General features: G+C 44.1%; 12 protein-coding genes. 8 read left to right on the plus strand and 4 right to left on the minus strand.

What is annotated here, in order from left to right; translation table 11 throughout:
- The 5 genes from GPLA_RS23560 to GPLA_RS00715 all read left to right on the plus strand — a co-directional run.
- The coding region (locus tag GPLA_RS23560) for a hypothetical protein (RefSeq protein ID WP_040513612.1) at positions 1 to 199 on the plus strand (199 nt) is incomplete at its 5' end.
- 244 nt (positions 200 to 443) lie between these two features.
- Entirely contained in the window at positions 444 to 905 is a 462-nt protein-coding gene (locus tag GPLA_RS00700) for a mobile mystery protein A (RefSeq protein ID WP_226993020.1), read from the plus strand.
- Positions 898 to 1,491, plus strand: coding sequence for a mobile mystery protein B (locus tag GPLA_RS00705; protein ID WP_007102873.1), 594 nt, complete (start codon positions 898 to 900; stop codon positions 1,489 to 1,491). Before GPLA_RS00700 ends, GPLA_RS00705 begins: the two co-directional genes overlap by 8 nt.
- 956 nt (positions 1,492 to 2,447) lie before the next feature.
- Positions 2,448 to 2,768 (plus strand): helix-turn-helix domain-containing protein, encoded by a 321-nt coding sequence (locus GPLA_RS00710; protein ID WP_000122829.1) that lies wholly within the window; start codon positions 2,448 to 2,450, stop codon positions 2,766 to 2,768.
- Entirely contained in the window at positions 2,761 to 3,975 is a 1,215-nt protein-coding gene (locus tag GPLA_RS00715) for a type II toxin-antitoxin system HipA family toxin (RefSeq protein ID WP_007102875.1), read from the plus strand. Before GPLA_RS00710 ends, GPLA_RS00715 begins: the two co-directional genes overlap by 8 nt.
- A 427-nt stretch (positions 3,976 to 4,402) precedes the next feature.
- On the opposite strand, the gene GPLA_RS00725 is transcribed toward GPLA_RS00715, so the two are convergent.
- From GPLA_RS00725 to GPLA_RS00735, 3 genes are read right to left on the minus strand one after another with little or no spacing between them, the layout of a single operon-like run.
- Positions 4,403 to 5,644 (minus strand): tyrosine-type recombinase/integrase, encoded by a 1,242-nt coding sequence (locus GPLA_RS00725; RefSeq protein WP_007102876.1) that lies wholly within the window; start codon positions 5,642 to 5,644, stop codon positions 4,403 to 4,405.
- 1 nt (position 5,645) lies between these two features.
- Positions 5,646 to 5,915, minus strand: a complete 270-nt coding sequence (locus GPLA_RS23650; protein WP_040513628.1) for a hypothetical protein — start codon at positions 5,913 to 5,915, stop codon at positions 5,646 to 5,648.
- A gap of 2 nt (positions 5,916 to 5,917) precedes the next feature.
- A complete protein-coding gene (locus tag GPLA_RS00735; protein ID WP_000497807.1) occupies positions 5,918 to 6,892 on the minus strand; it encodes a ParM/StbA family protein in 975 nt (324 codons plus the stop codon).
- Between the two features lie 482 nt (positions 6,893 to 7,374).
- On the opposite strand from GPLA_RS00735, the gene mobI reads away from it, so the two are divergent.
- The 3 genes from mobI to GPLA_RS00750 all read left to right on the plus strand — a co-directional run bounded on the left by mobI (position 7,375) and on the right by GPLA_RS00750 (position 10,042).
- Entirely contained in the window at positions 7,375 to 7,803 is a 429-nt protein-coding gene (gene mobI, locus GPLA_RS00740; RefSeq protein ID WP_456095262.1) for a conjugative transfer protein MobI(A/C), read from the plus strand.
- A gap of 364 nt (positions 7,804 to 8,167) precedes the next feature.
- Positions 8,168 to 9,136: a calcium/sodium antiporter gene (locus GPLA_RS00745; RefSeq protein WP_007102880.1), complete on the plus strand. Its 969-nt coding sequence runs from the start codon at positions 8,168 to 8,170 to the stop codon at positions 9,134 to 9,136.
- 72 nt (positions 9,137 to 9,208) lie between these two features.
- A complete protein-coding gene (locus tag GPLA_RS00750) occupies positions 9,209 to 10,042 on the plus strand; it encodes a mechanosensitive ion channel family protein (RefSeq protein WP_007102881.1) in 834 nt (277 codons plus the stop codon).
- Between the two features lie 8 nt (positions 10,043 to 10,050).
- Here the strand turns inward: GPLA_RS00750 and GPLA_RS00755 are convergent.
- A partial coding sequence (locus GPLA_RS00755) for a DinB/UmuC family translesion DNA polymerase (RefSeq protein WP_040513670.1) occupies positions 10,051 to 10,819 on the minus strand: 769 nt, incomplete at its 5' end.

A 10,819-nucleotide genomic window follows, 5' to 3' on the forward strand; every position in this document is an offset into this window, starting at 1 on the left:
CGTTGAAAACGAAGAGGGCGAAGAAGAGTTCGTTGAAATTTTTGAGTATTGGGCGGTAAGCAACTGGTTAGCGGATAAACTCATTTTGTCTGGTGAGAAGGTTGAAAAAGACTTTTACGGTCATTGTGTATGGGGGCGCACTTGTTCTGGGCAGGCCATAAGTTTAGACCATGTCATCAGAAATATTGCTAAGAATTAGTTCAGCAATGACTAGTTATTCAACTCAATTATATGGCTAGTCATTGTACCTAATTACTAGCTTGTAATAATTGCGTTCCGCTCTTGTGGTTAACCAATAAGTTTACTTTAAGTATTTATTGTAAATCTATTGGTTGACTAATTACATTTAAATGTAAACCTTTATGTTGACATTTTATTGTTTTTGTATATAAATAGATAGACATTATAAGTGATATTTGAAAAATTAATGAAAGTGTATGAGCATGAAACGCCTTGTTGTTAAGCAGTATAGAGAAAATGTTAATCGAGCGAGAGAAATGCTTGATGGTTTGTCTATGCCGTCGGAAGGTTGGCTGCGTACAGTACGTAAAGCGTTAGATATGTCAGGGGCACAGCTAGGCCGTAGGCTTGGCGTGACAAGGGCGGCGATCTCTAAAAGAGAAAAAGATGAGCTTTCTGGCAGCATTACAATCAAATCAATGCAACAAATGGCAGAGAGCATGGGATGTAAGTTTGTTTATGCCATTGTGCCTGAAACCGAGATTGAAGAGGTGGTTCTGAAAAGAGCTCGGTTAAAGGCAATGCAGCAGGTTCGAAACGCTGGTGTTCATATGGCTTTAGAAAGTCAACTTATTGCCGAAGGTAAATTACTTGCTGAGGTCGAACGATTAGCAAAGGAAATGATTGATAAGCCAAGCTCTGATTTATGGAACGACGATGAGTGATATTTTCAAAGAGCCAGATGGTGCAACACCACTAGACCCTGATGAATTGGAAGGCTTACGCTTCAAGCATATTCAAACACGGGGGCAATTGGATGAACTTGAGCAGGCTAACATTCAAAATGGCTTAAAGTGGTTAAGCAAACAAAAAAGCCCTGATGTCTTAAGTGAAGGCTTTGTACGTAAGCTCCATGAGAAATTATTTGGTGAAGTGTGGCTCTGGGCTGGCACATTCCGCAAAACTGAAAAGAGTATTGGTATCGACCCCTTTCAAATCAGTGTTCAGCTTAGGCAGCTTTTAGATGATGCAGAATATTGGGTAGAGCATGACACTTTCCCTCCAAAAGAGTTAGCTGGAAGGTTTCACCATAAATTAGTTTATATACATTTGTTTCCAAATGGGAATGGACGACATTCGCGGATCATGGCAGATGCAATCTTAACCAAAGTGTTAGGTGAGCCTGTCATTGATTGGGCAGGGGGCTATCAGCTAGAAAAGATGAATGACAGGCGCGTGCAATATATATCAGCACTTAGACAGGCTGACGGGCATAATTTCGAAGAACTCTTGGAATTTATCGAAGCATAAGGGCGCAGTTTTCGATAGAATATCGCGCCGCTTTCACTTATGCGAAAGCGGTAATAATAATTGGGTGTAAATTTAGGTGTATATAAGGGTTTTTTGGGTATGAGCGATAGTAATTTTGTCAATGAAATCAATAAGAGAAGGACGTTTGCTATCATCTCCCACCCTGATGCCGCCCAGCCTTTCAACGCTTAAAATCACCTTTCATTGCACACCACAATCACATCTCTACGTACTGAATTTAAAGGCTTTTTGTCTTTTTCTCGTTTCTTTGCTTTTCAATGATGTTCAAGCGTAACCTCGGAAAGTGTGTACAAACTTGAGTACAAATTCCGTTTTAGAGGCCTTTGGCGAAAATTCCATGACACAAACCTGTCTGTAGGCCTTGTGGTTACTGGGTTTGACGTAAAAAGTACTACCGTTAAAAAGAGTCTCTTTTTTGGTAAATGTTTTCTTCTGTACCAAATTACAAAATTTAATGAGGGAGTTTATTGTTGGTGTAATTTTTGCTTTAGTGTTTGTTTTTGAAGATGCTTGAAGCGAACCAATACGGTTATTTCTAATTGAGATATCAGACTTACCTTCAAATTTAGTTGCTGTTTACACCATCATTTTGCACTTGTTTTTCGACTTGTGTGTACAAAATTTCCTGTAACTGTGTACAAACTTCCTCTTTGTTGCACTTATCTTCTGGCGATTTGACGCGAGTTCTTCTGTAGCCCTTGCTGTATAAGGGCTGAGCGACAAAAGTACTTAGGGAGTTTGATGCGTCAGTTCGCGATTATCAGCGAGAGTATCGCTCTTTTGTCGATGACAAAAATCTCTTTCTACTTATATGTAATTATGTATCAGGTCATGGCTTTTGATGTGTAATGGCTAATCGAATTTGTGTTATTTGAGTTACTGTGATATGTTTTTGTATATAATTATTCTTAAGTGATGCATTAAGGCGTATCGAAATGAGCTATGTAACAGAGCAGATACTAGAAAGTCTTCGAGAAGCTCGGGTACGAAAGGGGTTTAGCCAGAGAGAGTTAAGTGCTCGTTCGGGTGTGCCTCAAAGCCATATTTCGAAAATCGAGTCTGGCAGTGTTGATTTAAGAATATCCAGTTTGATTGCACTTGCCCGTGTACTAGACCTAGAGCTATTGGTTGCGCCTAAAAAGTCTGTACCTGCCATCAAGTCGATCATTCGAAGTGGCCAAGGTATTAACGGCATCAGCGATGAGGGTGAGCCAATGTCGCCCGCGTATCAGTTAGAGGAAGACGACGATGACTAACCATGTCTCTACGCTCAACGTGTTGCTCTATGGTGAACCGATCGCAACGATCACCAACGTGGGTAATGACAGAACACTTTTTGCCTTTATGGATTCGTACATTAATGACGAATCGCGGCCTGTGTTAGGGCTTGGCTTTAAAGATTCGCTCGGTGGCCTGCTGACTAGCTTCAAACCTACCCAAACTAAGTTAACCCCGTTTTTCTCCAACCTTTTACCAGAAGAAACCATGCGTAATTACCTGGCTGAGCGTGCTGGTGTGAACCCAGCACGGGAATTTTTTCTATTGTGGGTACTGGGGCAGGATCTGGCTGGAGCGATCACGGTTGAGCCTGCGGATGGTGAAGCCTTACCACCTAATGTGTATCAAGACATAGAAGATGAAACGAAGACAGATGGGCCAATGCGTTTTTCATTAGCGGGAGTGCAATTGAAGTTTTCAGCTGTGCAGCAGGCAAATGGCGGTTTGACGATCCCAGCAACCGGTCAAGGTGGCTCTTGGATTGTAAAATTACCGTCGTCTCGATTTGAAGCTGTGCCAGAAAATGAATATTCAATGATGGAACTGGCTCGAATGTTGGGAATGGACGTGCCAGAAACGCAGCTACTCCCTATTAATCGGATTACTAATATCCCAAATGGCATTGGCAAATTTGGAGATAGCGCTTTTGTGATCAAGCGTTTTGACCGTGCAGATGGTCAAGCTGTTCACATTGAGGACTTTGCGCAAGTGTTTGGTGTTTATCCTCAAGATAAGTACAAAAAAGCCAGTATGCGAAATATTGCTCAGGTTATCGGTATTGAAGGGCAAGACGAAGACATTGCTGAATTTACTCGCCGATTGGTGTTCAACACGCTAATTGGCAATGCCGATATGCATTTGAAGAATTGGTCTGTGATTTACAAAGATAAGCGCACTGCGTCTATTGCACCTGCTTATGACTTTGTTTCAACCATTCCTTATATCCCCGATGATAGTGCATCGCTGAAGGTGAGCCGTAGCAAGAAATTCAGCGATTTCACGCTGGATGAGTTATCGCACTTGGCGGCTAAAGCCATGTTGCCAGAAAAATTGGTGTTAGATACAGCCAAACAAACCGTAGCAGGCTTCCATGAGGTATGGGCGAAAGAAAAAGCGCATTTACCACTTACTAAGTCAGTGATTGAAGCCATCGAAACGCACTTACGAAGCATACCGCTACGCTAAATTCCTAGTAGCTAGAGCGTGCATATCGATAAAGATGGTTTAACTTAATGCGATTTTACGGCGCTTAGCGCCGTAAACTAGAAATTTTGTAAACTGCACAATGATACCGGTGTTTTGATAAGGCTGATCTTCTGAACAAATCATGCATCTTTCTGACCATCAACAAGTGATGAATCAGGCGATGATAGCTTTACATTGATTTTCAGGAGAATGCAGATGACAGCAGTAGCGCACCAGATAACCCCTTTTCTAACGTCTTACGAAGTGATGGCTCGTTACCACATTAGCTATACGACTCTCTGGCGAAGAATAAAAGATGGCAGCTTGCCGCAACCTCGCATCAACCGAAATACACGAAACAAGCTGTGGCACATTGAAGACTTGGAGGAGTATGAGAAGAAAGAGGACTGAGCCTCTTTCTTTTATTTTACTGTCCGAAACGCCAGTTGAATGGAAAGCCTGTCGGCTCGATGATGGTTTCTAGCTGTTGATACCAAACGTCGTAAGCATGACGCATTTCATCCAGGTACTGATATTGGTTGTAGATAGCATCCAACCCTTTTTTGCTGTGGCCAATCATCAACTCGGCAACTTCTTGCGTGGTGATGGCTGACATTCGCGTTCGCATCGTTCTGCGAAGATCATGCATAGACCAATGTTCCATCTCAACACCAAGCGATCTGCGAGCCCAGATTTTCACATTATTAGGAATAGTGGTATCAAAGCCATTTGTGGCAAGCTCTTCTTGTCCGTTCGCGGGAAACAAGTAGGTTGATTTGCTCATCTGCATCGCCAGTTCAATCAGCTCAATAGCTGGCTTAATCAATGGCCGCATGATCGGCGCTCCAATTTTCTCACCTTGTTTGCGGATCTCTATGGGCACTGTCCACATTGCAGATTGCAAGTCAAAGTGATGCTTTTCAGCTTGAATGAGTTCTCCCTTACGGCCTCCCAATAACAGAAGCAATTTTATGTAGATGCGATTCTTCTCAGTGATTTTTGACTCATGCAAATAGCGCCAAAGTATCCTGATCTCGTTGTCATTTAGCACCCGAGTTCGTTTGCCTTTCTTACCACCAACCTTCTTTGCTGTGATCCCTGCAGCAGCGTTAATTTCCAAGATTTGTTCATCAATCAGCCAGTCATAGAACTTATGCAGTACAGACACTAGGCGCTCTGTGTTTGACGGAGACGACTCTGAAACCTCACGAAGACAGTTTCTTAAGGACAATTCATTGATGTCAGTTAATGGGTACTTGCCAAGTCTGGGCAGCAAATATATTTCACTGCTACGTTTTTGGAAGTGCCACGTTTTCTCCTTTAATCCTTGCTTACCGGCAGAGTCTATCCAGTCTCGAAAAATCGATTCGAAGCTTTGGTTGGCAGAATACTTAGCCCGTTCCTGCTGAAGGTAGAGCTTAGGGTTTCGGCCTTGATCAAGTATAGCCCTTAACCTATCCAGCTCATTCCTAGCTTCAGCAAGCTTCATAAGTGGGTAAGTACCTATGTCTACCCGCTGTTGCTTGCCATCGAAACGATAACGAAACTGAAAGACAATTTTGCCCTTGGGCGATACCCGAGCACTTAGCCCATCTCGGTCGGCTTTTACTACGGTTTCTTTTGCTTCCTTATTTAACCTGGCATCGAGCCAGCTAACTGATAACGCCATGTTATAAGCCCAGCCCTAGTTTTGATTTTAAAGATTGTTTACGTGATTCTGCTTTGGGTTCTGGCGCTGTACTCATAGAAGGCACTTTACCATCTGGTGCATGGCCATCCACCGGTGCAGATGACGTGGATAGATTGGGTTGGCTCATGTGAATTAAGCCAAAGGTGGCCAGCATCCGCAGACGCTCAGCGCGTTCCCGTGGTGGCGTCTTTTCTAATTCTTTAAGCAGTTCAGGGTGGCTCCCTGGGGGAATGTTGACGACAACTCTCATGATCAGGCCCCATAAAACCAGAAGCCTCGGACGTTCGCCAAAACAGACTGTTCCGGGACGATGATCTTGCTTCGTGAAAAAATCTCCTTGGCCGCTTCCTTATAAGCCAAGGCTCCACCTCCGGCGATCAATACCAAGTCTGCATTGATGCTTTCGTCACGCATAGATTGGCGCATGGCTGTAAGAGCAACAGGCGCTACCTTTTTCATGGCAGCATTTAGATAAGGTGAAATATCGACTTTTTCTCCAAACAGCAGAACCTGCAAGTCGCCGGTTCTCATGGCTTTTTCAAGTCGATCCATACCTACTTTGGCACCGTGATCTTCCGAAATCAGCTTATCAATGGTTTCCAGTAGCACGGACATTGCCTGAAGACTGGTTCCTGATGAGCTGTAGCGAATTTCTCCGGCCTCAAGGGCAACCCAGTCAACAGAAAAAAAGCCAGGGTCTATAACGACGACGCGACCTTCTTCAATCAAGCCCAAATCTCCACCTGTTTGAACCAGATCCATATAGGCACCGGCAGGCTGCGGCAGCACTTTGACATCATGAACTGTGATGCTGCGCTTAGGCGTCACTTGATGGACACCTTTTAAACGCTGCACAAGGTCAGACTTACGTTGTGGTTCATGAAACTGGGAAACCGGTAATCCAGTGACAACCAAATCGATGGACTCAGTTTCTGCCATTAACAAGGCAGCATGAAAAAGCGCCTTATAGGTTTTTGTGGTGGGATATTCCGGGTGAAGCTCTCGTTCCCAGCCTTGAAGGCGTCCAGCAGGCACACCAGCGGCCCAACGCTCATTATCGACAGATACATACAAACAAGTTTCATCATCGCCACCACCGATACGCTCCGGCATACGATCCGCAGGACCGGCACCCGCAGGTAGAATAATGGTTTTCGGTTCACTGCCTGATTGGCCAATGGCCAGCTTCAGGTTTGAGTAACCGATATCTACGCCTAGTACAAACATACTTATCTCCTGTGCACTCAAAGTGCTCTAACAGTTTTCAACTAACCGCTCAGGTCACGCTTGGGCATTTCCAAGTGCTCTGGCGGTTCACTCAAATGTCATTATCAGGATTCGGTGCACTGGCGGTGGGCAGAAAGGTGACAAATCCTTTCATCTATCTGCCTATTGCATTTTCGCAAAAGTATGAGAATAGGCTCTGTTTGGCGGCTGGTGACCTAGCCAAAAAAATCGAGACGCCAAACGTCGTTTGCATTTTGGCCTGAACTCGCCAAACGGTTTGTTTGTTCATGGCGATACGTCTTTTTAGGCGTTTTTAAGTGAAATCGGGCTGTATCCCTTGTCAGGTATGGGATTGCGCGAGTTGATTTATATCGAGACGCCAAACAGTGATTGTGACGGCAGTTTTACGTTTGGCGTTTCGATCCAAAAGCCAAACGGATAGTGGTTTTGGCTTTTGGGGTTAATTGGATGGGGAAATTGGTTTGGTAGAAATCGTCAATGAACAATGGAAATCAGAGGTATCAGATTTATTGCAGCAAGAAACGGACAGGCTAAAAGCGCTGGCACGAGCTGAAGTTGATGACTTTTGGGTTACCCATTACAAGGTTCGAGAGAATGCGCCCTTTAAAGACTGGGGGCTGCTTGGTGTCCGTATCAGAGACTTTAAGTATGGCTTTGGCATCGAGTGGTACATCAACAGTTTTCACGGTCAACGAGGCAAACGCGTGGTCTTTAGCAAGGGTCTGCGTATTTCAAAGACGAAGCTGAGATACGCATTTTTGGACTGCCAAGGTTTGGCCAAAGAATGGGAGTTAGCGCTGGCCATGGAGAAAGAAGAATTCTTCAGTGATATTCGACGCCAGGTTGATAAGCTCAACATGCTGCGTCGCAGAGTGAACGCTTATTGCTAAGTTGTAAATGGTTATAAATGGTTATATCATTCGGTTCTAACCTTAGGGGAGTAGTCTCTCAGTTTTTACTGTGATAACCGTCAACAGTCTCCGAACAGCAGTTCGTGGCGGTTATGTCCATACTTGGATTGACAAGACTTAAGGCAAATGGCGCTCTCGGGGTGGAGAGTCTCGTTTGCCTTTGTCTAAACCACCCCAAGGAAATACTCATGTCACAGCTAACCATCGTTATTACGAACAGTCGATTGGCGTCTTATGCCAGTGGAAATACTCGTAAATTTTCATTCAGTAAAGCCATTAAACAACTCCTAAACTGCACCTTCTGTAGTAATACGAGTCATTTTAAAAACGGGAGGTGCGCATAATGTTAGTTGCTTCTTTAGCCATTCTAGCTGGCTTTATTTTATTAGTTTGGAGTGCTGACCGCTTCGTTGAAGGCGCAGCCGCGACTGCAAAATATGCTGGCATGCCGTCATTGCTAATTGGAATGGTCATTGTTGGTTTCGGTACGTCTGCACCTGAAATGGTTGTTTCTGCAATGGCGGCCATTGATGGCAATCCAGATTTAGCCCTCGGTAATGCGCTCGGCTCGAATATCGTCAATACAGGTTTAATTCTAGGGTTAACAGCTATTGTTACCCCAATATTGGTGCAATCAAAAATAGTCAGAAAAGAGATCCCTTTATTATTGCTTATTAGTTCTGCGCTCGGTTATTTCCTTTGGGATGGCTCGCTAACACGTTTTGAGTCTGTTCTTCTTCTGGTGGGGTTCTTTACCTTAATTGGCTGGAGTATTTACTCTGCTATGAGAGGTAAAGGGGATAAATTAGAAAGTGAAATGGATCAAGAACTGGTTGAGCACGAGATGCCTATCAAAAAAGCTATTTTTTGGCTGGTGATTGGCTTGATTCTTCTGATAGTGAGTTCACGAGTACTCGTTTGGGGAGCAGTGAGTATCGCAGAGGCACTGGGTGTTAGTGATTTAATTATCGGCTTAACGATTGTTGCTTTGGGCACGTCACTCCCTGAATTAGCAGCATCCATTATTGCAGTTAGAAAAGGTGAGCATGATATCGCTATTGGCAATGTGGTGGGTTCTAACATGTTTAACTTACTCGCTGTCGTTGGTATCGCGGGCGTTATATCGCCGATTACAGGTATGTCTTCCGAGGTTATGTCTCGCGACTGGTTAGTTATGATGGGTTTGACAATCGCCCTGCTATTTATGGCCTATGGATTTCGTGATGCTGGACGGATTAACAGATTGGAAGGCGCAGGTCTGCTAATCGCATTTTGTGCTTACAACACTTGGTTAGTTTCGTCTGTGATTTAATAGCAAAATCAAAAATAATAAGTGGGCATGTGGATTCAACTCACATGCGCACAATGAAAGAGAGAGAGAGATATGAAAGATTCACTTATTCAATTTTGGCAAAATCATTCAGAGACAATAGTAGCGCTTGGTTATAATTTAATCTTGGCTATTGTTATTTTGGTGGCAAGCTCACTTATTGCAAGAGCAGTGCGCAAAGCGATTCAAGACACTAACTCTAAGTTGAAAAAAGTTGACGTGACCCTGATACCAATATTTTCAACCGTAGCCAGTTACGCGGTATATGTAATCGGCGGTGTATTTATTTTAGACATCTTTGGGGTAAATACTGCTAGTCTTATCGCTCTGGTTGGTGCGGCAGGTTTGGCAGTTGGTCTTGCGCTTAAAGATACGCTCAGTAACATCGCAGCTGGAATCATGCTACTGATCCTTCGACCGTTTAAATCTGGAGATTTTATTGAGTTTGGTTCAACTCAAGGGACAGTTAAAGAGATAAATCTTTTTACAACCGTGCTTGAAACTATAGATGGATTGTATATTGCTTCCCCGAATAGCGTCTTATGGGGAAATAATATCAAAAACTTCACCCGTAATGGTAAACGCCGGATGGATATTGTTGTGGGAATTTCCTATTCAGACTCCATAGATGACGCGTTTAAAATATTGCAAGGTGTTGCAGAAAATGAATCAAGATTGATGTCGGAACCAGCGCCTCAGGTAATGGTTGCGTCCATGGCCGACAGTGCAGTAAACATTCAGTTGAGAGCATGGGCAACCAATGAAAACTATTGGTCAGCTTATTGGGATTTGAATAAGCAGGTAAAAGAAGCCATTGAAGCAGCTGGTCTGACTATTCCGTTCCCTCAGCGTACGCTCCACATTATCGAAAACTCAAGCAGCAAATAAAGAGAGCATTACCGTACTCGCGGTAACTGGTCCCAGCGTGTTGTATAAGCGGGAGATAAATGCTCTCGCTTCATCGACCAATCTTTCTTCGTACCTTGTCCAGCAAAGAAAACCTTTCCGGCACCACTTTGGTTAATGGTGTCCAATACAGACATTAGCTGCTGGCTATTAGAGCGGGTTGATACGTCATCGAATAGTCCTGGTTGAAACATGCCTGGATCGTAAAAGTCAGACAGCATGACGCCCGCTTTGGCATAACGAAAACCATCCTTCCAAATCCTCTTGAGTAAGTGATTGGCCAGCTCGATAAAATCCCTAGTATCACAACTGGGTATCAACAACTCGCCCGATGCGGAATTGCTGTACTGCGGCTCGTTGTCCTTAAAGGGGCTGGTTCGTATGAACACAGTCAGCACTTTGGCTTGCTGCTGTTCTTTGCGAAGCTTCTCAGTGGCGCGGGTTGCGTATTCGCATACGGCCTCACGTAACAATTCAAATTGCGTTACTTTTACGCCAAATGAACGGCTACAGACGATTTGCTTCTTAGTTGGCGGGATCTCTTCTAGTTCAATGCACGACTCACCATTGAGCTCTCTGACGGTTCTTTCTAAAACCACCGAAAACTGGTCTCTGATGGCTCTAGGAGAGGCATTGGCTAGGTCTAAGGCTGTGGTGATACCCAACGCATTTAAACGCTTAGAAAGCCGTCTACCAACGCCCCAAACATCATCAACCGGGACTAATGCGAGCAATCGACGTTGCCGATCTGGATTAGTT

Source organism: Paraglaciecola polaris LMG 21857, from assembly GCF_000315055.1.
GTDB lineage: Bacteria > Pseudomonadota > Gammaproteobacteria > Enterobacterales > Alteromonadaceae > Paraglaciecola > Paraglaciecola polaris.

Coding starts and splice junctions, on each gene's coding strand:
- GPLA_RS00750 (WP_007102881.1), top strand. CDS start 9,209: ATGAAAGATTCACTTATTCAATTTTGGCAAAATCATTCAGAGACAATA.
- GPLA_RS23650 (WP_040513628.1), bottom strand. CDS start 5,915: ATGAGAGTTGTCGTCAACATTCCCCCAGGGAGCCACCCTGAACTGCTT.
- GPLA_RS00745 (WP_007102880.1), top strand. CDS start 8,168: ATGTTAGTTGCTTCTTTAGCCATTCTAGCTGGCTTTATTTTATTAGTT.
- GPLA_RS00700 (WP_226993020.1), top strand. CDS start 444: ATGAAACGCCTTGTTGTTAAGCAGTATAGAGAAAATGTTAATCGAGCG.
- GPLA_RS00735 (WP_000497807.1), bottom strand. CDS start 6,892: ATGTTTGTACTAGGCGTAGATATCGGTTACTCAAACCTGAAGCTGGCC.
- GPLA_RS00715 (WP_007102875.1), top strand. CDS start 2,761: ATGACTAACCATGTCTCTACGCTCAACGTGTTGCTCTATGGTGAACCG.
- GPLA_RS00705 (WP_007102873.1), top strand. CDS start 898: ATGAGTGATATTTTCAAAGAGCCAGATGGTGCAACACCACTAGACCCT.
- GPLA_RS00725 (WP_007102876.1), bottom strand. CDS start 5,644: ATGGCGTTATCAGTTAGCTGGCTCGATGCCAGGTTAAATAAGGAAGCA.
- GPLA_RS00710 (WP_000122829.1), top strand. CDS start 2,448: ATGAGCTATGTAACAGAGCAGATACTAGAAAGTCTTCGAGAAGCTCGG.